At 41.0% G+C, this 25,728-nt stretch carries 15 protein-coding genes; 10 read left to right on the top strand and 5 right to left on the bottom strand.

Annotated elements, in window-relative coordinates; all coding sequences use genetic code 11:
- Positions 1-66: 66 nt before the first annotated feature.
- Positions 67-1,632, bottom strand: coding sequence for a protein kinase domain-containing protein (locus tag NSMS1_RS33000; protein WP_411908709.1), 1,566 nt, complete (start codon positions 1,630-1,632; stop codon positions 67-69).
- Positions 1,633-1,982: 350 nt separating this feature from the next.
- Positions 1,983-2,177: a hypothetical protein gene (locus tag NSMS1_RS32995; RefSeq protein ID WP_224095948.1), complete on the bottom strand. Its 195-nt coding sequence runs from the start codon at positions 2,175-2,177 to the stop codon at positions 1,983-1,985.
- A 332-nt stretch (positions 2,178-2,509) separates the two neighbouring features.
- Here NSMS1_RS32995 and NSMS1_RS32990 point away from each other — a divergent pair, with 332 nt between their 5' ends.
- Both NSMS1_RS32990 and NSMS1_RS32985 read left to right on the top strand, forming a co-directional pair.
- A complete protein-coding gene (locus NSMS1_RS32990; RefSeq protein WP_224095947.1) occupies positions 2,510-3,391 on the top strand; it encodes a ParA family protein in 882 nt (293 codons plus the stop codon).
- An 18-nt stretch (positions 3,392-3,409) separates the two neighbouring features.
- Positions 3,410-3,925, top strand: coding sequence for a hypothetical protein (locus tag NSMS1_RS32985; protein WP_224095946.1), 516 nt, complete (start codon positions 3,410-3,412; stop codon positions 3,923-3,925).
- A gap of 1,005 nt (positions 3,926-4,930) precedes the next feature.
- Here NSMS1_RS32985 and NSMS1_RS32980 read toward each other — a convergent pair.
- Positions 4,931-5,212, bottom strand: coding sequence for a hypothetical protein (locus NSMS1_RS32980; RefSeq protein ID WP_224095945.1), 282 nt, complete (start codon positions 5,210-5,212; stop codon positions 4,931-4,933).
- Between the two features lie 135 nt (positions 5,213-5,347).
- Between NSMS1_RS32980 and NSMS1_RS32975 the strand changes: the two genes are divergently transcribed.
- The 3 genes from NSMS1_RS32975 (at position 5,348) to NSMS1_RS32965 (ending at position 8,092) form a co-directional block, all read left to right on the top strand.
- Entirely contained in the window at positions 5,348-5,794 is a 447-nt protein-coding gene (locus NSMS1_RS32975; RefSeq protein ID WP_224095944.1) for a hypothetical protein, read from the top strand.
- Positions 5,795-5,902: 108 nt separating this feature from the next.
- Complete coding sequence (locus NSMS1_RS32970; RefSeq protein ID WP_224095943.1) at positions 5,903-7,087, top strand: hypothetical protein; 1,185 nt, start codon at positions 5,903-5,905, stop codon at positions 7,085-7,087.
- A gap of 63 nt (positions 7,088-7,150) precedes the next feature.
- Entirely contained in the window at positions 7,151-8,092 is a 942-nt protein-coding gene (locus NSMS1_RS32965; RefSeq protein WP_263432612.1) for a strawberry notch family protein, read from the top strand.
- An 11-nt stretch (positions 8,093-8,103) separates the two neighbouring features.
- Here NSMS1_RS32965 and NSMS1_RS32960 read toward each other — a convergent pair whose 3' ends face one another.
- Positions 8,104-9,870: a transposase gene (locus NSMS1_RS32960; RefSeq protein ID WP_224087546.1), complete on the bottom strand. Its 1,767-nt coding sequence runs from the start codon at positions 9,868-9,870 to the stop codon at positions 8,104-8,106.
- Between the two features lie 177 nt (positions 9,871-10,047).
- Complete coding sequence (locus NSMS1_RS32955; RefSeq protein WP_224095955.1) at positions 10,048-10,356, bottom strand: HNH endonuclease; 309 nt, start codon at positions 10,354-10,356, stop codon at positions 10,048-10,050.
- Between the two features lie 165 nt (positions 10,357-10,521).
- Here NSMS1_RS32955 and NSMS1_RS32950 point away from each other — a divergent pair, with 165 nt between their 5' ends.
- The 5 genes from NSMS1_RS32950 (at position 10,522) to NSMS1_RS32930 (ending at position 25,666) form a co-directional block, all read left to right on the top strand.
- Complete coding sequence (locus NSMS1_RS32950) at positions 10,522-10,725, top strand: hypothetical protein (RefSeq protein ID WP_224095970.1); 204 nt, start codon at positions 10,522-10,524, stop codon at positions 10,723-10,725.
- A gap of 1,179 nt (positions 10,726-11,904) precedes the next feature.
- On the top strand, positions 11,905-14,040 hold the full coding sequence (locus NSMS1_RS32945; protein ID WP_224095942.1) for an AMP-binding protein: 2,136 nt from the start codon (positions 11,905-11,907) through the stop codon (positions 14,038-14,040).
- 13 nt (positions 14,041-14,053) lie between these two features.
- Positions 14,054-15,316 carry a cytochrome P450 gene (locus NSMS1_RS32940; protein WP_224095941.1) on the top strand — a complete coding sequence of 421 codons (1,263 nt, stop codon included), beginning with the start codon at positions 14,054-14,056 and terminating at the stop codon, positions 15,314-15,316.
- Between the two features lie 22 nt (positions 15,317-15,338).
- Positions 15,339-24,323, top strand: a complete 8,985-nt coding sequence (locus tag NSMS1_RS32935; protein ID WP_224095940.1) for a non-ribosomal peptide synthetase/type I polyketide synthase — start codon at positions 15,339-15,341, stop codon at positions 24,321-24,323.
- A 32-nt stretch (positions 24,324-24,355) separates the two neighbouring features.
- Positions 24,356-25,666: an MFS transporter gene (locus tag NSMS1_RS32930; RefSeq protein ID WP_224095939.1), complete on the top strand. Its 1,311-nt coding sequence runs from the start codon at positions 24,356-24,358 to the stop codon at positions 25,664-25,666.
- The last annotated feature ends 62 nt before the right edge of the window (positions 25,667-25,728 follow it).

The following is a 25,728-nucleotide window of genomic DNA, read 5'->3' as shown; positions in this document are numbered from 1 at the left end:
CCTAATACCTCTTTGCAAGGCAGGTTTAATATTTTAAAAGTACAAACCAGTCAAAAATCAGTTTAGTTAACTAGGAATTTGTCTATTGAAGCGTAATAGCCAAATTAATAAACCTCCTGTTAATAACCCAAAGATAGAGAAGCGAACTATATTTGTGAAAGTTCCCAATAAAGGGTAATAATTTACAAGCACAGGGTGATGACTGCTCGTCAATGCTAGTAAATTTGAAAAAAAGCCACTGGTTGAACCACTTATAATTGAGCATAAAGGAATTACTAGAATCCACCAAGCAGCTTGGGGTACAAATCGTCGCAGAACCAACGACTGTGCTATTCCCATAAACGGTACTCCAATAACAGGAAAACAGCCTTCAGAATTGGATATTAATTTTAGATAAATGAAAAATAATATGTAGTAACTAATAACTGTATCGAACGCAGTAGCGACAACCCACCAATTAGTTCGATAAAACCACTTCCGTAGAACCAACCATTGCATTGCACCAAAGAGCATAGTAAAGAAAGGACTTATTATAATTCGTCCAATCATCTCACGGGGTGCTATAGTTGGACATATAACATAAAGTGCTTGGGCGAAGTATAAACTAATTAGTGCGCCTGCAATATTTGCTAACACCCACCATACTAAAAACTTTCTTTGTGTTTTTGGAAATTGCATTCCAGGTTTAAATCGCCTCAGTTTAGGCGTATACCGTCCTCCTGAATTTAGAATTTGCTCAATTTCAGCTAACTGTTCCAAAATTTTTTGTGTATTTTCTGGTCGTTGGCTAGAGTGATGTGCCATCATTACTGAAACCAAGTCAACCAGTAACGGTGATATATGCGTGGCATACTTGTTCCAGTTTAATTCTTGGTTTTGAGCGTTATAAATTGCTGGGTCGAGCGGATGTTTACCAGTAAGTAAATATACAAATGTACGTCCTAATGCAAAAAAATCTGAGCTTGGTTCTGCATGACCATTTATTTGTTCGTTAGGTGTATATCCTGCGGAAACAATGCCTGTAACTTCTCGTCCTGCAGCTATCTTAACTTCATAAGTTTCAGTTAATTGTCTGACAGTGCCAAAATCAATCAAAGCCAAATTACCATCAGCTTTAAGCATTATGTTAGCAGGCTTAATATCTCGATGAAAGAAATTTTGCTGATGTACCTGATGTAGAATTTCTGTAAGTTCATGCAACCATTTGATTGCTAATTTCTGGTCAATGGGTGACATACCTCGATTACTCATCCATTTTTCCAAGTCAATGCCAATTATCTTTTCCATGACTAAACAATAAATAGGCTCTTGGCTATTTCGAGGTAAATATATAAAATAGCCATCTTCTTCAACTTTAGGAATACCAGGATGATTTAAGTATGCAAGAACTCGTGCTTCTTGTTGAAACAATTCAATATGTTTTTGTTGATTTAATTTCAGAACTTTCATGACTTTGGTAGAATTGTTGTGATTATCACTAACTTCAAAAGTATTACCAAAGCCTCCTCCACCCAATAGTCTCAATACCCGATAACGTCCTTTCAATAATAATTCTGACCCGCATGAGATACAAAAATCTTTGTCAAGCTCGTTTGTTGGGCTTGGGCAATGAGGATTGATACAAAAGTTCATCACAAATACTTACGTAATTTATTATTGAAGAATATATCATTAGACCTCTTGCACGACTAATGTAAGCATGAAAAAATACAAAATCAAGAAAGAAAGAGCAGTGAACTACGAACGAGCAATAGAGATGCACAACACTGCCTGTCAAAAACATTGCTATAGCAAACGTTGTAACAACTATTGTTAGAGATTAGAGCTAGATTTTCTTACTTTTGGGTTTCTAAAGCGTTATTACTATCTATTTTTCATTAGTAAGCGATCACACTTTGATTTACCAAGTGCCCTCCACTGAATCTTGTATATATATTTGTTACGCTCAATATCTTTTAATTATCGGGATCTCTCTAGAATGGTCAAGCAGTTTTAGAAAATAACTGCTCCCATACTTGCTTAGTTATAATGATATACTCACCTTGAGCGATCGCATCTAAGAACTCTCCTGTTGCACCATCGTTACCATATATAAAGTCATTTTTAGCCGCTTCTTGTCGCCACCAAAGGCGTGTACCTTGTTGAACCCGGACATTAATAGTTTCTTTATTGCTCATATTTTTATAGCTATTCTGCTTGACAGTTTTAGAATAACACTATGTTTTAATAGATGCAAAGATAGAAGGCATCCCAGGCTTAGGTGATTATTGTCCTTTGAAGGTTTTGAGGATATTAAAAAAGTAATCGCTATAACGCGACTTTACTAGAACGCTAGTTGTTGATAACGCGACTTTACTATAATGCAAGCACTGCTTAACCTTCGGCAAAGAAGGTTACTCAAAGTAAGAGTAATCGCTATAACGCGACTTTACTAGAACGCTAGATGGTAATCTAGCTAATTGTTGAGTATAAAGGCAGTGTAAATAGTATTGAAAAATGAAGGCATAAGATGAGCAATGAAGTGAAAACACGCAAAACAAGGATAATTGCAGTAGGCAATCAAAAAGGTGGTGTTGCCAAAACCAGTAACGCAGTACATATTGCAGCTGCTTTGGGTAAAAGGGGTAAACGATGCCTAATTTTTGATTTGGACATGAATCAAGGAGCAACCCGCCATTTAGGAGTCCCAAGCGAAAGCTTTTTAGGGACTTTTGAAGTGCTAATTGGTGAGGAAGATCCTAAAGATGTGATTATCACTCCTGAAGATGGGGTAGATTTACCAGAGAATATTCATTTGATTGCTGCCCGTCGAAATCTAGAAAAAATAGATCAAGCACTAGCAGCTAAAGACAAATTTTTTATTACACAAGATGTACTGATTAATCCTTTGCGTTCTCTTACGGGAATGTATGATTATATTTTTCTTGATACAGCACCTAATGCAACTACACCAACAATTGCCGCTTACAAATCAGCCGAGTGGTTTATTCTCTCGGCTACCCCTGACCCGTTTGCGATCGCTGGGTTGAATGATGCGTTAACAGATATTCAAGGGGCGCAACGTCATGGAAACCCGAACTTACGCTTATTAGGTGTAATTCTTTGTTGTGTAGATAGCCGGACTATATTAGCCAATTCTTTAAGCGAGTACGTTGAACAACTTTTCTTTGATGGGGATAGGTCTTTGAAGTTTAAAACAACTATTAGTCGTTCCATAGTTGTTCCCCAGGCGCAAAAGTTGGGGAAGACTCTTTTTGAAACTGCGCCAAATCATAAAGTAACAAAGGAATATCTCAAGCTATCTAAAGAAATAGAAGCTCGAATTAGTGAGATTGAAAAGTCAATTACAACTCAACAGTCAGTCACAACGTCTACAGTTTCAGTAAAGTGAGGAGCAGAGTAATTAATAATGGCTAAACGTGTCCCACAGGATGACAAACCCTATCGTCCAGTAGACGAAGCATTGGTACGCTCTGTTCTTAAAGGTTCGACTTTAGAGCAAACAGACTCAGCTTTAGGTAAAAACTCTACTGAATTTGTGGAGGATGTACCCATAGTTGAAACAGTTCGTGCTATACCTGAGCAACCGATATCTTTATCGCCCGTAATAACATCTGAAAAACTTAGTCGGGAAAAACGAGTTCTCTTGACTAAATCAGAGGAGAGAGAAATAGAGCGATTTGTTGATCGCCTTGCTGAACAACTAGAAACACCTTTAAAGCTAAGTCATGTTTTAAGAGCGTGTATGACCATACTTAGACACGCTGAAAAAGAAATTTTAGCAGAAGCATCACAATCTCTTAAGTTAGAGCGTCCACCTAATGGTGATCCGGTAGCCCTTGCTCAATTTGAATACCAAATTGCACAGATCCTTTCTACTGCTCTTTCTAAAACTTCAGCATTAGAGGGCAAAATCTCGCGTTAAAGCATTATCGCGTTAACGCGAGATAGCAAGATAGCTATCTAAATTCTAATTAGTTGTTCTGGAAATGCCTCCTTTACACACAACACTCTCTACCGCTTAAGAGCGTATCTCGCGTTAAAGTATTATCGCGTTAACGCGAGATAGTAATAATCTATGAAGGAAAATAGCTTTAAAACAATACAGGCTGATCTACCCCACCTATAGGTCAAACCTCATCTCCCTAGCATCAAAAACCATATCTCGCATTCAAGTATTATCGCGTTAACGCGAGGTAGTAGTGTAGCTACACAGAGATTAGATAGTAATGTTGAAAATGCTTTTTCCAGGCTAGGCTTTCTGTCATTCAAAAAATATATGTCCTGGTAAAGTAGCATTATCGCGTTAACGCGAGATAGCGATAGAAGATGAAGGAGAAATAGCTTTAAAACAATACAATTTAATCTATACCCACCTGTATAAAACTTCCTTTTCCTAGCATCAAAAACAATATCTCGCATTCAGGCATTATCGCGTTAACGCGAGGTACTAACAACCCCTGACGGGAAAATAACTTTAAAACAATACAGCTTGACCTACCCCTCCTGCTGTAAATAAAACTTCCTCTTCCTAGCATCAAAAATTATATATCGCGTTAAAGCATTATCGCGTTAACGCGAGGTAGTAGTGTAGCTACACAAAGATTAGCTAGTAATGCTGAGAATGTTTTCCTCCAGGCTAGGCTCTCTGTCATCTAACAAATATATATCCTGTTAAAATAGTATTATCGCGTTAACGCGAGATAGCGATAAAGTATGAAAGGAAAATAGCTTTAAAACAGTGCATGTTGGTTGTTCAGCTAGGCTCAAAATACTTATAGGGTACAAATGGGTACTATAAATACCATTTAATTATCATTAATCTTTTTATATCCCATATGGTATACATTCAATTCCTATTTAGGATGTAAAAACCGTAATTGGTACTTGTGTTATTTTTTACTCTAACTTTATAAATATTCTTAAGCAGTTAGCGATCGCAGTAGTTGACCTGTAGAGAAACACCCAAAGCGATCGCCTCACAACTATTTCTGAAAATCCAAGCCACTTTTATAGGTCTTAGCCCTGGGCTTGCCCTTCCGTGGAGGTGCGGCGGCAGACTTCTTGGGAGCCTGGGGCGGACGACAGGTTTCACAATACAGAGGGCGTGGGCCAAATGTCTCTCGGCTTGTCGGTTGAGGCTACGCCAAAGCAAGTAGGAAAATCTTACGAATAATCGCAATCCTGTTGCTATTAAATCGGACGGAAGCATTTTCTCATCATCACTTTGCCAACTAGATGAAAATGGCTACGCCGAAGCATCTGTGAGAGTTGCAGCGACCACACGCTTCAAACCCAACTGCAACAACTCACCACATTGAAAAATTACAAACATTCGGAGTCAATCATGGATATTCAAGCTACCCTCAACCTCATGATTCAAGCAGTCGTTATGGGAGTTGTCTCACTGATGGTTTTCGATTTCGTTGGTGGTTTGTGGGTCGTACCGTTACCCCCAGCCGGATGGCAACTGCCCATTATTGAATCGCCCATTTCTGCGTTGGCGAAGCCCGCCGTAGGCATCGCACCACAACCTACTCCCACACCTGTACCTGCACCACAGTTTGAGGAAATACCCGACCCCTGGACTATAGAACCGCAATCCTCTCACCATTCTGCGCCAGCACCAACAGTTATAGTTCCATTTCCTAGCCTACGACTGCTACCACCAGTAATTGGTCAAGAAGTACAATCGACCAAGCGCAAGTCCAAGGGAGCAAAATCGTCCACGCCTCGAAAAGGAGCCTCTACTCCTAAACGTCAGTCCACCAAATCGCGCACTCTTACTGCTTAGTCTTCAGCGATCGCACCGTGAAGCGTAGTCGGTGCGATCGCTTTTGTGGATGTCACAGAGAAAAACGGCTACGCCAAAGCAAAGTGATGTATTCATATCTATATATATATGGTCAGCCTTATCGCTACACAAGGCAGTCTGTTTGACCTGCAAACAGTTCTCGACTACGGACAGTCTATAATCAACGTTGCCCAAGAACTCGCTAAATCACTCATGGAGCAACGGGCTATCTCCACAAAAACGATTCAATCCCAGATGAATCGCCAGTTCCACGGCACGGCAGCAGAAGGCGCGTGGCTGTGGAAGGACGCTTACGAGGCTGTTGAGGTGGCAGCAATATTGTACTTGCGCCACTTGGGATTGCCCACTAATCCGCTAGAAAAGTTGCAACTGCTCGAATCACTCTGCCCCACGCATACCCGCCGCAGCGAAGAACAGTTGCAGCTTCAACAGTTCTCTACACCTCTGGCTTTGGCTTATTTAGTTTCCCTTGCCGGACAAATCACAACTGATGATTTAGCATTAGAGCCAAGTGCCGGGACTGGCATTCTAGCTCAATTCGCCAAACTTCAGGGTGCGAGTCTGATGCTCAACGAAATCTCAAGCGACAGAAGCAAGATTCTCCGGCGACTGTTCCCTGGCGTTCCGCTATTCTCCGTGAACGGTGAACAAATCAACGATTACTTAGCTGGCAAAACTCAGCCATCTGTAGTGCTGATGAATCCACCTTTCTCTGCATCACCCAAAATCAACAGTCGCAATCCAGATGCAGCCCCTCGGCATATCAACTCGGCGTTACAGAGATTATGCGATCGCGGACGCTTGGTAACAATATCTGCCAACTGGTTCTCACCAAACAATCTAGCTTGGCGAGATACCTTTATCAAGATGCAGGAGAAAGCAACTGTAGTTCTTTCGGTTGGCATTAACGGTAAGGTCTACAGCAAACACGGGACACACATCGATACCCGGTTGACGGTAATCGACAAAGTTCCGGCGGCTGATCCACAAGAAATTCCTTGTATTAGCGATACCGTTGAACTAGCCGAACTCGCCACGCTGATTGAGCAACTAGCACCGCGACCAGTTTGGGAACGAATTACTCCAACTGCTCAAACAGCCGTATCGAAAGCGATTCGTTTAAGTTCTGTTAAGCCAAAATCTCAATCAGCACCAGTTACTCAAACATTATCCCAGTTTATTGATATAGTCCCGCTAGATTATGAGGTTATTGATTGGGCTGCTACTGAGGGCTTAAAAGATACACTCTATGAAACCTATCGCCCACAGTGAATCCGAATTAAAGACGCAAAACCCCATCCATCGCTCCTTTGCGAAAGTGCAGCATTAGCCCTTGTGTCTCCCCCATCTCCCACATACAAACCCCATTTACCTCAGCACATCATCACTCAAGGCTTGTTATCTGAGGCACAGTTTGAAAGCGTAATTTACGCAGGTCAGGCTCACTCTGAATATCTGTCAGGGTCTTATATTGTGGACGATTCGTGGGATAATGTGACTGTAGCCGCAAATAGTGAAGAAAACGCTGTTAGATTTCGCCGTGGCTGGTTCTTAGGTGATGGCACTGGTGCGGGTAAAGGTAGACAATGCGCGGGAATCATCCTCGACAACTGGTGTCAGGGACGACGCAAAGCTATCTGGGTATCGAAAAGTGCCGCACTGATTGAGGATGCGCGTAGAGATTGGTGTGCTATGGGTGGTGATGAGAAAGACATCATCGACCTCAGTAACATTAAATTAGGCGATCGCATTCCATTCACTGAAGGCATCTTGTTCTGCACCTACTCGACTTTACGTTCCCAAAAGAATGGTAAAAGTCGGCTTAAGCAAATCGTTGAATGGGCTGGCAAGGACTTTGAGGGGGCGATCTGTTTTGACGAGTGCCACGCAATGGGCAACGCAATGGCAGTTGAGGGAACACTTGGCTTAGTGAGCGCATCACAGCAGGGTATAGTCGGGCTGCGCTTGCAAAACGCATTACCTTTAGCACGGGTAGTTTATGTCTCTGCTACCGGAGCCACCAAAGTATCAAACTTATCCTATGCCAATCGCCTCGGACTCTGGCAGACTGGGGATTTCCCGTTTAACTCGCGTGAGGACTTCGTGGAATCCATTGAAGTCGGCGGTATTGCGGCAATGGAAGTGGTGGCGCGAGATTTAAAGGCGTTGGGGTTGTATCTGGCGCGGAGTCTCAGTTTTTCATCATTAAATCAACAAAATTTAAGAAATAACAAGAATTATTCAAGGATTAAGGTAAATTTCTCACCGTTCGCGTAATAGAATTTGACTTACGAGGAATTATCCACAAGATTGCTATAAATATCAGGTGAAAGCCCAAGTAAACTAATGATTTCCTGCTGTAGAGGGTTTAAAGGAGGAACATAACCAAAACGCTGACCACGGGCTTCAATAATCGTCAAAGTGATATTAGAAAAAGCACGTAACAACCGTTCAGCAGTAGGTTGGGCAGTTCGTTTGTTTGGATGTTCGGGATAAAGTCCAGCAAGAGAGTTGACTGACTGTACAGTCAGTTGTCGTCTGACAACAAACTCAATGATTGTCAGCAAACGGAGGGCGAGACTCAGTAAATTAATCAGACCTGTAACTTGGTCATCACGTTGCACAAACATTGGGGCAATCGAAAGTGACGCACCCTTAAGGCGATGAAAACCACGTTCAGCAATCCATTCGTCTCTATAAGTCAGAACACCTTGTTCGAGAGATAAGTGACTCTTTGGAGCATTGCTGACAAAAGCCCTCCAGCCAAAAGTTTTTTGAGCTTGGGCAATAGCACTTTCATTGCGGATAACGGTCTGGATTTGATACCTAATTTTGTGTGTAATTTGCTTGGGGCGGGATGTGGGACGACCTCGACCAATGTAGGTTTGTTCAACAGTTTCCTGGCACTCATAATCGAAACTCAGTAAGCCTTCGACTCGATGAAGGCGCAGAATTTGTGTTGCTTTTTGTAATAAAACCTGTAGGTCGTTGATTTGTCGTTTACCGCGACCTTTTTGTGGAGTTAACGCCATCAACTTCTGCTGTGCGTTGTGAAGTCGTGTCTCTAATCCTTGAATTTGTTGTTTTGCAAGTGTCTGTGAATGAATCACAAACACCCTTTCTTGCCAGCATAGTAATGGCAATTGTTCATCAACCACCTCGACATGACGACACACCTCATAGCCAGTGGCGATAGTAGTTTCAAGGACATCTAAGTCTTGGCTGGTTTCACTGTTGTGATGAACACTGGTTCGCTTGATATCCACAAGTGGAAATTTACCAGCAACAGCATCATCTATCCAGCCAGCAAGAAGTTCTGGAGTTTTACCAACTAAGGATAATGGGCATAGGTAGTAATCTCCCTGAATATGTATGTTGCAGCGTGTTGATAGTGAACTCATTTTACAGTCACCAACAAACAACAACCCTTTTTTGTTCAACGTGGCAGCAATTTGTTGGTAGGCGGGAATGTACAACCCATCATCTGCTTGTTCTCCAGATACCACCTGGGTGACAAGGGGCATCCCCAATGGGTCAATCATCCCCATCATTAGTTTTACCTGTGGCAGGTTCGGGTCATCCTTGCTGTGTCCAAATTGGAATAAACCTGACTCGCTGATTAAATGGTGTCCACTGATTGTTGTTGCATCTAAACGTACTTGCTCCACCCCTAATTCATAGGCTCGGATGGTGTTTTGCGTGAGAAACCGTTCTATTTGTGACCAAGTTTCGGGCTTGCTTAATCGCTTCAACAGTATTCCTAAACGGTCATCGGTAAAGTCTGTTTCTCTAATTTTGATTGAGCATACTTGCTCTATGGTGTAGCGTCTTTGTTCTACCCATTCTCGAACACGTACTTTTCGGTGGTCGCCCTGTGAGATGATATATGATAACCAAATGCAAGCTACCCATCCCCAATCCAGTCCTTCTTGTTTCCAGTGACGTGGCAGATGTTGGTTGAGGATTTCTGGTAGTCCCATTTTTTTCATCACCTCTAGCAGCAGAACAATATCGTCGATTCGTTCTGAGATTATTTGTTGGGGTAAATGTGCCATTTCTCACACTTACCATTAAACCGTTACACCCTACACAACTTTCTGGCACAAGGGATGCCGACAATGATCTCCTGCTTAGATACTCTCCCTTATTTCATCTATTTCACCAAACTCATCCTCGATTGCGCGAACGGTGAGTCACTACATTGAAAAACTGAAATCAATCAAGTTACTCACTTAACTAACTTTCTGCTCTCCAAACAGTGACAACTGCCCCGGAGAAATATTGCCTCTCCCAAAACGGTGGTACGACAAGTGACAGCCACTACACAGACAAACCAAGTTCTCTACGCGATTATCAGACGGATCTCTGTTCCAATGATGTACTTGTAAGATAAGGGCTTTACGTTCTGAAAAGGTTAAGTTATCGGGTTTTTCCCCTGGACGTAAGCAGACCCTACCGCACTTAGCACAACGCCAGTTAGAAGCAGCTTTCAATGCTGTGGCTATTTCTTTCCAGTTGTCTGGATACACACCCTGACTCATAATACTGATAAAACTGGTAAATGGCTTGTTAATCACAAAAGCTTACCGCATTCATCAGGCTAATTCAAATACTGTGGCAGTGACGATAGCGATGAGCTACGCTCCATGCCCCGGCGATCGCTGTTAGTAATGTACCAAACCCCGTACTTGCTACAATCTAATCTATTGAAACTGCCAACTATTCTTTTAGCAGGTATGACAAGATTTTGGTTTTGGGAACCAGATTCAGTTGAATATGAAATCTACAAGAAATACGAACGGGCATTAGTTACCATTGGCGTAAACTTTTCTCTTGAGCAAGTTAGTGAAGCGCTAGAAGGTTGCACTTGTGGGCTAGAAGATGCTTTCAGAAGATGGAAATCATCATAACTGGAAAGCCAAAAACCTTTTAGCTATTCACCAAAGCTGCCACGATTACATCCACATGGGCAAAGACTCTAGTTAAGAACATCGAAAGCTGGGTGCGGGGAAAACCTGCACGCCCAGATTGAACAGAGGGATGCGGCGGATAATACCGCCCATCTACTCTAGCAGGGTTATACTAGGTCTCCGTCTTCACCATTCAGTTGAGGATGGGCAGAAAACATAAGCGATAGGTAAAATATTCCATTTTCCTTACTCATATAACAATGCCATTAACTACTATAAACTAGTCGGTTTATAGTAGTTAATTCTTAAATATTATGCTTATACCAATTCACTAAAATTTTGATACAGATACAAACCCAAAAACCCTTGCTAAGGCAGGATTTATTAATTGCGAATTGTGAATTGGTATTAACTTTTAAAATAGTATTCTATAAATACAGTAAACTAGTCAGTTTACTGTATTTAATTGGTTTAAACAAATTGTAAGAATACATAATATTTGGAATTTTATTATTTTTTTATCTTCTTCATTACGTTTTATTATGATCAAGTACTATCGTAAATCATCTGACGCTGCTACTATGATGCTAAGTGATTCCAAGTGTAAGGTTAGTAGCTGTGCAAATCAATGTGTAGTTTTAATCTTTATTACTTATGGTTTTCTAGAGAAGAAGTACAAATATAAATCCTAATTTTGTACATCTTAGACAGGTTTTTGGTGCTGTATCTCAATCAAATAAGCATAGGTTATTTAGTTGCATAGTAGTCTGTACTAGTTTTATTCTTGTAACTATGCTATTAATGACAAAGTAAATTTTGTTGCTTATTCTGTGTCCTCAATTTCAGAATAAATATCTTTAGTTTTAAAGTTAACTAAATGCAGGAGGACACTTGTTTTTGAAAAAACTAAAAGTACATGAAAATAACTGTTAATTTAATCAATTCATAAATTAGCGGTTTGAATAACTAATACTGATAAAAATGTTGCTAGGCAAAACTCTTAATTAATTCTAATTTTTGCCTGTGTTTATTTGTATACAGATTAATAATAAAAATTTATTCTTAAAACTTTCTAACTTTATATTTTCTATAAAATTAGAAAGTTTTAATGGATAGTTTTAATCTATGCAAATAATTTTTTGCAAATTTAGCTCAATTAGTTTAGTAGGATTGGCACAAATGGTAGATCTATTTAAGAATGCTCAATACACTACATTGGTAGATGTTTTGAATGTTAGAAGCCAAAATCAGCGCCAAAAAATAGCTTTTACTTTTCTAGAAGATGGCGAAGCTGAACAATCGGTTTTAACATATCAAGACCTAGACTTACAAGCACGTGCTATTGCTGCTTATTTACAATCTCTTGTCCCTACTGGCTCTCGGATTTTACTACTATATCCATCTGGCTTAGAATTTGTTTCTGCCTTTTTTGGATGCCTATATGCAGGAGTTATAGCGGTTCCAGCTTATCCTCCTAAACGCAACCAGAAGATGTCTAGATTAGTAGCGATCGCCACAAATGCACAAGCATCGCTTATTCTCACTACTAAAAAATTGCTAGTAAATATCCAAAATCAATTCAGCGAGAATTCAGAACTAGCAAAGCTACCGCTAATTGCTACAGATAGCATAGCACTAGATCAAGCACATTCATGGCAAGAACCATCCTTAAACGAAAATACCTTGGCTTTCTTGCAATATACTTCAGGCTCTACAGGTACACCAAAAGGAGTGATGGTAAGCCACGGAAACTTACTCCATAACGAGCAAATGATCCAACAAGCCTTTGGACACTTTGCAGAGGAAGTGATTGTTGGGTGGCTACCTTTATTCCACGATATGGGACTCGTAGGTAATTTATTGCAGCCTCTATACCTGGGAATGCCAAGTATTCTGATGTCTCCAGAGGCTTTCTTAATGAAACCTGTAAGATGGCTAGAGACTATTACTCGCTACAAAGCAACTACCAGTGGCGGCCCCAACTTTGCTTATGACTTATGTGTTCGTAAAGTTACCCCAGAACAACGAGCCAACCTTGATTTGAGCAGCTGGCAATTAGCTTTTAATGGTTCAGAACCAGTGCGAGCCGAGACATTAGAACAGTTTGCTCATACCTTTGCTGATTGTGGTTTTCGTAAACAAGCATTCTATCCCTGCTATGGAATGGCTGAGACAACTTTATTAGTATCAGGTGGTTTGAAAACAGCTTTCCCTGTTGTGCGTAAAGTTCAAGAAACAGCCTTAAGGCGAAATCAGGTTATAGACAGTGTAAGTGATGAAAAAGAATCTACAAAAATTGTTGGTTGTGGCAAAGTCTCGTTAGACCAAAAAGTAATTATCGTTGACCCAGAAAGCTTAACTCAATGTACTCCTGAGCAAATAGGCGAAATTTGGTTTTCCAGCCCTAGTGTAGCTCAGGGTTATTGGAACCAACCTGAACAGACACAACAAACATTCCAAGCCTTCACAGCAGATACAAAAGAAGGCCCGTTTTTACGTACAGGAGATTTAGGCTTCTTACAAGGTAGCGAACTATTTGTCACAGGAAGGTTAAAAGACCTGATCATCATCCGAGGTACAAACCATTATCCTCAAGATATTGAATTGACAGTAGAACAAAGTCATCCAGTACTTCGGAGTAGTTGTGGTGCGGCTTTTGCTGTTGAAGTAGATGGAGTTGAAAGACTAGTAATAGCACAAGAAGTAGAAAGGACTTCTTTACGTCAGTTGAATGTAGATGAGGTAGTTGGCGCAATTCGTAAAGCCGTATCAGAACAGCACGATTTGCAAGTATATGCAGTGTTACTGCTTAAACCTGCCAGCATTCCAAAAACATCTAGTGGAAAAATTCAACGTCATGCTTGCCGGGCTGGTTTTTTGAATAACAACTTGAATGTCATTGAGCAATGGATGGCTAAACCGCAAGAAATTGATTTAATTCAGCTACAAACAGATATAGAATATATTTGGAAAAAAGTTCAAAACTCCGTACAAGAAACTGAAACTAAAGTTGAAAACAACACTTCTACCAATCAGTCAAGCATCATCACAGAAGAAAAAATTCAAGCTTGGTTAATTTCTCATTTATCTTTAGAATTGAAAATACCAGCTAATGAAATAGACATTCAAGAATCCTTTGCCTACTACGGTATGGATTCAGCAATAGCAGTCAATACCGTTGGTCAATTGATGGATTGGCTAGAGTTTGAGCTAGAACCAACTCTTTTTTGGGAATACTCTAATATTGAATCTCTGACCAAGCACTTAGTAGAAAGATGCAATTTATTGCCAGCATCCACTCAAGTATGTTCTTAAGGAGAGAGTCAGAATGACGCAAATTATTCATCAAAATGGCAAAACTGCTACTCCTAGTAAAGCTAATAATTCAGGGGCAGCAAAAATAAAATTTAACCCTTTCTTGCCTGATTTTTATATCAATCCTTATCCAACTTATCGCCAACTACAAACTGAAGATCCTGTTCATTTAAGTGCGATCGGAGCTTGGATAATTACTAGCTATGGAGATGTAGCTAAAGCTTTACGCGATCCTCGTCTTAGCTCTAAACCATCAGAAATTTCCAGCTATTCCCAGCGTCAACAAGGTAGTTCTCTTGTAGCTGATTTCATCAGTGATATTTTGTTCTTTCGCGATCCTCCCGATCACACCAGATTAAGAAGGCTCATCGGTAAAGTCTTCAATACGCGTGTAGTTGAAGAAATGCGTCCACGCATTCAAGAAATTGTCAACGACTTAATCAAGCAGATAGAAGAAAAAGGCGATCTAGATATCATTGCTGATTTCGCCAAACCTTTACCAGTCACTGTCATCTCTCAGATTTTAGGCATACCTGTTGAAAATCGTTACCAACTGAAACAGTGGTCTCATTGGTTGGGCTATATTTTTGACCCTATGAAAGCGTCAGATGTATCTCAACAACTTACCCAATCAATCGTAGAGTTTAGAGAGTATTTGACAAGGCTAATTGCTAAACGACGGCAAAAACCTGAGAATGATTTGATAAGTGCGCTAATTCAAGCTAGAGATGAACAAGATAAGCTGAGTGAAGAAGAATTGTTAGTGACGTGTATGTTGTTATTTGCTAGTGGTGAAGAAACCACAGTAAATTTAATTGGCAACGGAGTAGTATCTTTACTACGTCACCCAGATCAACTAGAAAAATTGCGGCAAAATCCTTCACTCATCCAAAGTGCAGTTGAAGAATTACTAAGATACGAAAGTCCTTTACAAATCAGTGGCAGAACAGCTATTGAAAATATAGAAATTGGTGGAAAATTAATTAAAAAAGGCCCACCAGTTTTTCTAATTCTTGGAGCCGCAAATCGAGATCCTGCTCAGTATGACAATCCTGACCAACTTGATATTACCCGTACTAATAACAACCATTTCGCTTTTGGAGATGGCATTCATTATTGTATGGGGGCTGCTTTAGCAAGAACTCAAGGTCAAATTGCTATTAATACGCTTGTGCAAAAACTACCCAATCTAAGGCTTGAAACCAACAAACTAGAGTGGCGAGAAAACGTCTTTTTGCGAGGGTTAAAGAAGCTCCCAGTTAGCTTCGGGAATTAAAGTCATTTTAAGGATGAGCAACATGGATAAGGAACCAATTGCAATTATTGGTATAGCTTGTCGTTTTCCCAAAGCTAAAAATAAACAAGCTTTTTGGCAGTTGTTGCAAGAAGGTATAGATGCGATTACTGAAATACCACCAGAACGCTGGGATGCAAATGCTGTTTACGCAGAGGATGGGGAAACACCAGTAAATAGTCGTTGGGGTGGGTTCTTGGAAGATTTAGATCAATTTGATCCACAATTTTTCAAGATTTTTCCGAGAGAAGCTGTCAGTATTGACCCACAGCAACGCCTGTTACTGGAATTAGCTTGGGAAGCTTTAGAAGATGCTGGACAAAAACCAGAGCATCTAGCCGGGACAAAAACTGGTGTGTTTATGGGTATCAATGGCTTTGATTACTACACGCTATTGATGAATAATCCAGCACAAAACATGGATGCCTATGTTGGGACAGGTAACACCAACTGTATTGCAGCTAACCGGATTTCCTATTTGTTTGATTTCACTGGCCCTAGTCTAGGAATTGATACAGCTTGTTCCTCTTCTCTGGTTGCAGTTCACCTAGCCTGCCAAAGTATTTGGAATGGAGAATCGAGCCTAGCTTTGGCAGGAGGAGTGCGAATTATTTTATCGCCTTGGGTTGCAATTAGCTTTGGTAAAGCAGGCTTTATGGCTCCTGACGGGCGTTGTAAAGCGTTTGACAGTCGGGCCAATGGATATGTTCGCAGCGAGGGTGCTGGTGTTGTCTTACTCAAACCTCTTTCCCAAGCTATAGCTGATGGTGATTCAATCTATGCCGTTATTAAAGGTAGTGCAGTTAATCAAGATGGACGCAGCAATGGCTTAACTGCACCAAATCCTTGGGCGCAAGAAGCACTATTAAAAGAGGCTTATCGGCAAGCTGGGATTTCTCCCTATCAAGTGCAATATATAGAGGCTCATGGTACAGGTACACAACTAGGAGACCCAATAGAAATGAAGGCTCTTGGTAAAGTACTTGCACAAGGCCGTACTGCTGGGAATGATTGTCTGGTTGGTTCGGTTAAAACTAATATTGGACACTTGGAAGCAGCAGCTGGTATTGCAGGTTTAATCAAAGTTGCGCTCTCACTTTATCATCGTCAAATTCCCCCTAGCCTACATTTCCAACAACCTAATCCGTATATTCCTTTTAAGAATTTGCCGTTACGTGTGCCAACAACTTTAGAACCTTGGACAGAAACAACCAATATGGCAGTTGCAGGCGTTAGTTCTTTTAGTTTTGGCGGCACTAATGCTCATGTAGTGTTAGCAGGCGCACCTAAAGTTGAGCCAAAAGAAGCTGTTGTTGATAGTACGTTGCATCTGCTGACTCTATCAGCGAAAAGTGAGAAAGCACTGCAAGATTTAGCCAAGTGCTATTTAGATTTTTGGGCATCTCATCCGTCAGTTTCCTTAGCAGATGTCTGCTTTACAGCTAGTACAGGACGCTCTCATTTCGAGCATCGTCTGGCATTAACAGCTGCCTCAACTGAGCAATTAACGCAACGGTTGGACACTTTTTGTCAAGGTCAAACACCTATCGGTTTAGCCAGTGGTTCTGTTCGCAGTAAACAACATCGGAAAATTGCTTTTCTATTTACCGGACAAGGATCGCAATATGCCAATATGGGGCGGCAACTATACGATACTCAACCTGTATTCCGCAAAACTTTAGAAGAATGCGATCGCCTGCTGCAACCTTATCTCGAAAAATCCCTGTTATCAGTTTTATTCGCATTCACAGACACGGACTTAATCAACCAGACAGCTTATACTCAACCTGCGCTATTTGCTCTAGAATATGCACTCGCCCAAATGTGGCGATCATGGGGTATCTCTCCCAATATAGTCATGGGACACAGCATAGGCGAGTATGTAGCAGCCTGTGTAGCAGGAGTCTTCAGCCTAGAAGACGGATTAAAACTCATAGCTGAACGTGGACGGCTCATGCAAGCTCTACCACCAATAGGTATGATGGCAGCTATATTTGCAACACAAGAGCAAGTCCAACAAGCGATTCTTCCCTATCAATCTCAAGTTAGCATTGCAGCTGTTAACGGCCCTCAACATACAGTAATTTCCGGCGAACAAAACTCTGTAGAATCAGTAATTCAACAGTTACAAGCTGAAGGAATAGAATCTCGCTCTTTGCAAGTATCTCATGCCTTCCACTCGCCATTGATCAACCCCATGCTCGATCAATTCGAGCAATTAGCTAGTCAAGTTCAATATCATCACCCGCGTATTCCTCTTGTCTCCAACCTCACAGGCAAAATTCTCACACCAGAAGAAACTATCGAGGCTATTTATTGGCGACACCACACCAGAAAAGCTGTCCAATTTGCAGGCGGTATCCAAACCCTGATTGAGCAAGATTACGATCTATTTTTAGAAATAGGGCCTCATCCTGTTCTGTCATCAATGGGTAAACGCTGTTTGACCACAGAAAATGCCACTTGGTTGTCTTCAATGCAAAAAGAGCAAGACGACTGGTGGTTAATCTTAAATAGCCTTGGTAGATTATACACAAATGGCTTAGAAATAGATTGGACGAGCTTTCATCAAAGCTACCAGCGTTCCAAAATTCATTTACCAACTTATCCCTTTCAGCGCAAACGTTACTGGATAGAATCTGTTAAAACCATGAATCCACCATTAACAATGAATAAATCTCATATTAACGTAATTGATGTATCAAGTGATATATCAAATGGCACAAACAGTTTTGTTAAAAGAGAAAAAATTATCTCTGTTTTACTACCTCTAATAGGGCGTTGGTTACATATAGATAATCTTAATGAACTAAATGTTCATGTCAATTTTTTAGACCTGGGTGCTGATTCAATTAGCCTTTTAGAAGCTGTTCGGAGTTTAGAAAAAACCTTTGGGATTAAAGTAGAAATCCGTCAATTTTTTGAAGATTTACAAACTGTAGATAGTTTAATCACATATCTTGAGCAACATTTACCAGCTTCATGGGGCGGAGAAATTACCAATCAACCAGAGTTAAAAATTATTGAAAAAACTGAAACATCTCAGTTTGAAACTATTAATCAATTTTCGCAAACTGTGCAACAGCCAGTTCAACAACATCAACCAATACAACCCGTAACGGTGAGCTTTAATGCAGCAGCACAAAATCAAGTAAGCCGCTCATTATCCGAATCACCGCTCACAGGAATTATTGGGCAGCAATTACAAGTGATGTCCCAACAAATTGAACTGTTACGTAGTGAAATTGCGTTACCAAAACAGTTATATCAAACAACTACCACACCAATTGAATTCACATCATCTCAGCCCCAGCTGCCATCTGCAAAAACTACTGATGTTTCTGCCAATCAAACTCCACAAACCTCTGTTATTAAAACAACTTCATCCCAACCAACAGTTATTCCTGTTCAATCTAACGGTAAACTCTCTGCGTCTTCTGCATCTACTAATTCTTTAGGACGTGGAAATGAATTAACTTCTCAGCAGCAATTTTATTTAAATTCCTTTATTGCTCGCTACACCAAACGCACTCCTAGTTCTAAAAAAGAAAAACAAACTTATCATCCTGTATTAGCAGATAGAAGAGCAGCTGCTAGATTCCGTCCATTGACAAAAGAGATTATTTATCCCATCGTCGGTAAAGGTTCTCAAGGCTCGAAAATCTGGGATTTGGACGGCAACGAGTATATCGACCTGTCAATGGGATTTGGAGTACACTTATTTGGGCATTCTCCATCTTTCATAATGGAAGCTGTAGCAGAGCAAATTAAAGAAGGCATCCAAATCGGGCCACAGTCGAGATGGGCAGGTGAGGTAGCTGAACTCATCTCTGAACTGACAGGGATGGATAGAGTTGCATTCTGTAATACAGGTACAGAAGCAGTAATGATTGCGTTGCGCTTGGCGCGTGGTGTTACAGGTCGCTCAAAAATTGCTTTCTTTTCTGGCTCTTATCATGGCCAATATGATGGGTCTTTACTAGTTTTATCGCAAACAGAAGATGGCAAACCTGCGGCGTTACCCTTGACTGGCATTCCGCAATCTTTAGCTGAGGATACATTAATTCTGAAATATGGCGATCTCCAATCCCTAGAATTAATTCGAGAAAATGCCCAAGAATTAGCGGCTGTTATTGTTGAGCCAGTACAAAGCGATCATCCAGATGTACAGCCGCAAGAATTCTTACAAAATTTAAGAGAACTGACCAAAGCTCAAAATATCATACTGATTTTTGATGAAGTAATTACAGGCTTCCGCCTTCATCTTGGTGGTGCTCAAGCATGGTACGGTATCAATGCAGATATAGCTACTTACGGTAAAGTTGTAGGTGGAGGGATGCCGATTGGTATCGTTGCTGGCAGAGCTAAGTATATGGATAGTATGGATGGTGGCGCATGGAATTATGGCGATCAATCACGTCCTCGTCCTGGAACTATTTTCTACGGTGGAACCTTTAATAAAAATCCCTTGACTACGGCTACTGCTAGAGCGGTTCTCAAGTATCTTAAACAGCAAGGCCCTACTTTACAACAAAACTTGAATCAGCGTACTGCAAAATTAGCTACTCAAATTAATGCTTACTTCCAACAACAGCAAGTGCCAATTCAAGTTCTTTATTGTGGTTCTCTCTTCCGCTTTGCGCTTGTACAGAATTCTCTGGGTTCCCTTTCCGCAGATCAGTTGTCCGACCTGAATTTGGAACTAGATTTGTTCCACTATCACATGATTGAGAAAGGAATTTATATTTGGGAAGGTCGCAACTTGTTCTTGTCAACTGCTCACACTGATGAAGATATTGATTATGTGATTCAAGCTGTGAAGCAGAGTGTCGAAGATATGCGAACAGGCGGTTTTTTTTTAACTTCTCGTGAGTTACTCAATCATAAACAACACTCTGGAAGTATAAATAAAACCACTACTACTGCTACTGATATGATTGCAGATGTCGCTCACACTATAAATCAAGAAATCACAACGGCAAACGATGACTTTTCTGCATGGAAAGTTATACCAGTGCCAGAGCAGCGACATCTGCCTTTTCCTCTGACAGATATTCAGCAAGCTTATTGGTTGGGGCAGAGTAGTGTTTTTGAACTAGGAAATTTGCGAGCGCATACTTATGATGAATATGAAGTTTACGATTTAGATATTAACCGATGTCAGCGAGTTTTACAGAGGTTGATTGAGCGACATGATATGCTGCGGGCAGTGATTTCGCCAGATGGACAACAGCAAATTCTAGAGCAAGTCCCAGATTATCAAATAGAGGTCGTTGATTTGCGAGGTCAGGAGCCAGAAGTAGTTACAGCCTGTTTAGAATCGGTACGACAGCGTATGATTCAGCACGGCCCTAGCACTGACAAATGGCCTTTATTTGAAATTACAGTTCATCGACTTGATGAACGATGTTTTCGCGTTCATTTCAGCGTTAGTTTGATGATTTTAGATGGCATATCTGACGGTATTGCTACCCAAGAATTTTGCCAGCTATATCAGAATCTTGATATTTATCTTCCTACTTTGGAGATTTCTTATCGAGACTATGTATTAGCCCTGAATAAATTTCAAAATTCCAAGACTTATCAAAACTCTTTAGCATATTGGAAAAATCGTCTGTCTACTTTACCGCCTGCGCCAGAATTACCTTTGGCGAAAAATCTTGCTTTAGTATCACAGTCAAAATTTATCCGCCGGACTGGAAAATTAGCACCAGAAAGTTGGCAACGGTTTAAAGCTAAAGCTACTCGCTTAGGTTTGACACCGACAAATGCCCTGTGTGCAGTTTATTGTGAGGTGTTGGCTACTTGGAGCAAAACGCGCCATTTTACTCTTAACATCCTGTTTTTTAATCGTCTACCTTTACATCCTCAAGTTGATGATTTGATCGGTAATTTTAGCTCTACCATTTTGTTAGAAGTAAATTATTCCCAATCTGCTGCTTTTGCCACTAGAGCTAAACGTCTGCAAAGTCAGTTATTTACTGATTTAGAACATAGTGATGTTAGTGGGATACAAGTATTACGCGAACAAAGTCGCATAGAAACCAAGACTTCCAAAGCGGCGATGCCAATAGTATTTACTAGCAGTTTGAATTTGCAGCCTCAAGGTAACGAAGCGATCGCAGTACCACTGTCAGGTAAATTAATTTGCAATGCTTTGCAAACACCCCAAGTGCAGATTGACCATGAGGTCTACGAACAAAATGGAGCGCTGCTATGTAACTGGGATGTAGTAGAAGAAATATTTCCAGAAGGAATGATAGATGATATGTTTAGTGCTTATACTCATCTTCTCCAGCGTTTAGCTGATGAAGACGAGGCATGGCAAGAACAGTCATTTCAACTCCTACCAGCCAGACAGTTAGAACAAAGAATTGCTGTTAACAGTACTGATGCACCGATAGCAAAGGCAATGCTGCATACTTTATTTGCAGAACAAGTAGCCGAGCGATCGCAGCAAGCAGCAGTTGTGGCAGCCAACAAGACCTTAACTTATCAGGAATTATATCGTTACTCTCATCAAATAGGACGTTGGCTGAGACAGTTAGGCACTCGTCCTAATGTACTGGTGGCAGTTGTGATGCAGAAAGGTTGGGAGCAAGTTGTTGCCGTTTTAGGAGTCCTGCAATCTGGAGCCGCTTACTTACCAATCGATCCAGCCCTACCCCAAGAGCGCCTTCAATATCTAATTGCCCAAAGTGAAGTCGGCTTAGTATTGACACAATCCTGGCTCAAGGACAAAATACAATGGACTGAAAATATCCAACTACTGTGCGTCGATAGAGAGGATATAGAAAATATAGATGATCAGCCCTTAGAACTGATTCAGCAACCAGAAGATTTAGCCTATGTTATCTTTACATCAGGCTCCACAGGTTTACCCAAAGGTGTGATGGTCGATCATCGTGGTGCTGTCAACACAATTTGTGATGTCAACAAACACTTCGGCGTAGGGTCTGAGGATCGAGTGCTGGCTTTATCTTCCTTAAGTTTTGACTTGTCAGTATATGACATCTTTGGTACTCTGGCTGCTGGCGGTACAATAATTCTTCCTGATGCCGATGCGCTCAAAAATCCTGCCCATTGGACTCAATTGCTAATAGAAGAAAAAATCACAATCTGGAATTCTGTACCCGCCTTGATGCAGATGTTGGTTGATTATGCCTCTAGCTATGATTTATCAGCCTGTTCCCTACGCCTAGTGCTTTTAAGTGGTGATTGGATTGGAGTTACATTACCAGATCAAATTAAGTCTTTATTTGCCGGAGTGCAGGTGATTAGTTTAGGAGGAGCTACAGAAGCTTCTATCTGGTCTGTTTGTTATCCCATTACGACGGTTGATCCTACACAACCCAGCATTCTATATGGCAAACCTATGACCAATCAGCGCACTCACATTCTCAATGACAATTTAGCACCATGCCCAGATTGGGTAGTCGGTAATCTCTATCTAGAAGGTATTGGCTTGGCAAAAGGTTATTGGCGAGATGAGAAAAAAACCAATGCTCAATTTATTGTTCATCCTCAGACAGGAAAACGTTTGTACAGAACAGGCGATATTGGGCGTTATCTTCCTGATGGCAACATTGAATTTCTGGGTAGAGAAGACTTTCAAGTTAAGGTTCAAGGCTACCGCATTGAGTTAGGAGAAATTGAAAGCGCACTTAGACAACACCCAGCTATACGTGATGTATTTGTAACAGCAGTTGGTGAAGTTCATAGTAGCAAGCGTTTAGTCGCTTATGTCCGTACCGAGCAAAGTTTGATTGCAGATGTGAATGAGCTACGAAACTTTCTCGGACATAAGTTGCCAGAGTACATGATTCCAACTGCTTTTATTGTCTTGGAAACTTTTCCATTGACTCCTAATGGTAAAGTAGACCGCAAAGCACTACCAAATCCTGAAAGGGTAACTGAAAGACAAAGTAATTTTGTCGCACCTGCTGATGCACTGCAATTGCAATTAGCACAAATTTGGGAAGAATTACTAAATGTCCATCCTGTAGGTATTCGAGACAATTTCTTTGAGTTAGGAGGTAATTCTCTTTTAGCTGTGCGTCTGATGGCTAAAGTTCATAAGCTATATCAACAAGAACTTTCATTATCAACACTTTTGCAAGGGCCTAGTGTCGAACATTTAGCTAATGTTTTACGCCAACAAACAACCCAGCGCTGGTCATCTTTGGTAGAAATTCAGCCTGGTACTTCTCAAAGACCTTTGTTTTTCGTCCACCCAGTCGGCGGAAATGTGCTGTGCTACGTAGACTTAGCCCGTAATTTAGGAAGTGAGAAACCATTTTATGGTTTGCAATCTGTAGGTCTCAATGGCGAACAGCCGCCTTACACTAGGGTTGAAGATATGGCTGCTCATTATATCCAAGAGTTGCAGACTATCCAGCCTCAAGGGCCTTATTTATTAGGAGGTTGGTCAATGGGCGGGCTGGTAGCTTATGAAATGGCGCAGCAATTGCATCAACAGCAGCAGGAAGTTAGCGCATTAGTTTTGCTAGATAGTCGTGTACCTACTTCTGTACCTAACCTAGATGATGCTACACTCTTGACATGGTTTGCTAGAGATTTAAGCGGATTAGTTGGTAAAAATTTCACACTATTACCCGATGAAATCCAAAATCTCAAATCAGAAGCAGGATTGCATTACCTTTTAGAACAAGCAATTAAAGCCGATATTTTGCCATCAGATATTGAGGTAACACAAATGCAACGTCTGCTAGAGATTTTTAAAGCTAACACACGCGCTATGTGGAACTATCAACCAAAGGTTTATGCACAGCCAATAGTGCTAATCCGTCCGCAAGAAGTATTTTCAGCAGATTTTGATGATTTTGGCGATGCTAGCTGGGGTTGGCATAAGTTTGCCCAACAGCTAACAATCCAGACTATATCTGGTAATCATTACAGTATTTTGGCTCAACCCCATGTGCGAGTTTTAGCACAACAGTTGCGAGAATACTTAGCTCAGGTAATTTAAATAAATCATTCCTAAGCAAACAGGATACTGAGATGGAACAACGTGCTGTTGCAAAAAGGATGCGGGTTTTTATTATTATTTGGTTGGGACAACTTGTGTCTCTGCTGGGTTCTGGTCTGACAAGCTTTGCATTGGGCGTTTGGGTCTATCAACGCACGGGGTCGGTAACTGACTTTTCACTGATTTCTTTATTCACTACCTTACCGTTGGTTTTGGCTTCACCCGTAGCAGGTGCTTTTGTAGACCGTTGGGATCGACGGAAAACAATGTTTTATAGCGATCTAGGGGCTGGTATAAGTACTATAGCGATCGCTTTACTCTTGTTTTTCGGTCGGTTGGAATTGTGGCATATTTATTTAGCAACAGCCGTTAGTTCTATCTGTAAAGCTTTTCAATTACCAGCCTACACCGCAGCTAGTACTACTTTAGTGCCTAAAGAGCATCTCCATCGGGTAGGTGGTCTAACTCAAATGGGCCAATCTGTCGCTGAACTGGCTTCACCTGTACTCGCGGGGATACTAGTTGTCACGATTAAAATTCAGGGTGTACTTTTAATCGACTTCTGTACTTTCTGTTTTGCTTTAATTACGCTACTGATTGTTAAATTTCCCAAATATGAAACCACAACTATTGATGCTATCAAGAAATCTTCGCTGCTAGGTGATATCTCCTCTGGTTGGCATTACATTACAACACGGCCTGGACTACTAGGATTGCAGATGTTTTTCGCAGCCACTAACTTTCTGCAAGGAATTGTAGAAGTGTTGGCGACACCGCTCATTCTTTCTTTTGTTTCGCCTGCTGTTGCTGGTAGTATACTTTCTATTGGCGGTAGTGGGATGCTCTTTGGCAGCATTGTGATGAGTATCTGGAAGGGCCCTAAACGCCGTGTCAATGTTGTATTTTGTTTCTTGTTCCTCAACGGATTAAGCATGATTGTCGCTGGGTTGCGCGCTTCGCCTGCTCTTTTTACTCTTGCTGTTTTCCTTTTCTGTTATGGTCTACCAATGATCAACGGTTCTAACCAAATAATCATTCAACGCAAGGTTCCCCTTGATTTACAGGGAAGGGTTTTTGCTTTGAGTAAAATGATTTCTGGAATTTCCTTCCCGGTCGCTTATCTTGTGGCCGGGCCTCTGTCAGACTATGTTTTTGAGCCGCTAATGGCTGTTAACGGGCCTTTAGCTGACAGCATTGGACAGATTATTGGTATTGGCAAAGGGCGCGGCATTGCTTTACTGTTCATTGTTATAGGAACCTTGACGATGATAGCGACAGTTCTTGCTTACCAGTATCCTCGTCTACGACGGGTAGAGGATGAAATCCCAGATATAAGCTTTTAATTGTTCACACTGAGATCAAGTCTGCATTGTTGAGATTAGAAGTCGTTTTCTCTTCTAACTAA

It is taken from the genome of Nostoc sp. MS1, from assembly GCF_019976755.1.
Lineage (GTDB): Bacteria > Cyanobacteriota > Cyanobacteriia > Cyanobacteriales > Nostocaceae > Trichormus.
This window is presented reverse-complemented; position numbering and strand designations above follow the sequence as displayed.

Bases quoted from the DNA above. Each gene is read 5' to 3' on its own strand.
- NSMS1_RS33000 (WP_411908709.1), bottom strand. From the start codon at position 1,632: ATGAACTTTTGTATCAATCCTCATTGCCCAAGCCCAACAAACGAGCTT.
- NSMS1_RS32995 (WP_224095948.1), bottom strand. From the start codon at position 2,177: ATGAGCAATAAAGAAACTATTAATGTCCGGGTTCAACAAGGTACACGC.
- NSMS1_RS32990 (WP_224095947.1), top strand. From the start codon at position 2,510: ATGAGCAATGAAGTGAAAACACGCAAAACAAGGATAATTGCAGTAGGC.
- NSMS1_RS32985 (WP_224095946.1), top strand. From the start codon at position 3,410: ATGGCTAAACGTGTCCCACAGGATGACAAACCCTATCGTCCAGTAGAC.
- NSMS1_RS32980 (WP_224095945.1), bottom strand. From the start codon at position 5,212: ATGCTTCCGTCCGATTTAATAGCAACAGGATTGCGATTATTCGTAAGA.
- NSMS1_RS32975 (WP_224095944.1), top strand. From the start codon at position 5,348: ATGGATATTCAAGCTACCCTCAACCTCATGATTCAAGCAGTCGTTATG.
- NSMS1_RS32970 (WP_224095943.1), top strand. From the start codon at position 5,903: ATGGTCAGCCTTATCGCTACACAAGGCAGTCTGTTTGACCTGCAAACA.
- NSMS1_RS32960 (WP_224087546.1), bottom strand. From the start codon at position 9,870: ATGGCACATTTACCCCAACAAATAATCTCAGAACGAATCGACGATATT.
- NSMS1_RS32955 (WP_224095955.1), bottom strand. From the start codon at position 10,356: ATGAGTCAGGGTGTGTATCCAGACAACTGGAAAGAAATAGCCACAGCA.
- NSMS1_RS32945 (WP_224095942.1), top strand. From the start codon at position 11,905: ATGGTAGATCTATTTAAGAATGCTCAATACACTACATTGGTAGATGTT.
- NSMS1_RS32940 (WP_224095941.1), top strand. From the start codon at position 14,054: ATGACGCAAATTATTCATCAAAATGGCAAAACTGCTACTCCTAGTAAA.
- NSMS1_RS32935 (WP_224095940.1), top strand. From the start codon at position 15,339: ATGGATAAGGAACCAATTGCAATTATTGGTATAGCTTGTCGTTTTCCC.
- NSMS1_RS32930 (WP_224095939.1), top strand. From the start codon at position 24,356: ATGGAACAACGTGCTGTTGCAAAAAGGATGCGGGTTTTTATTATTATT.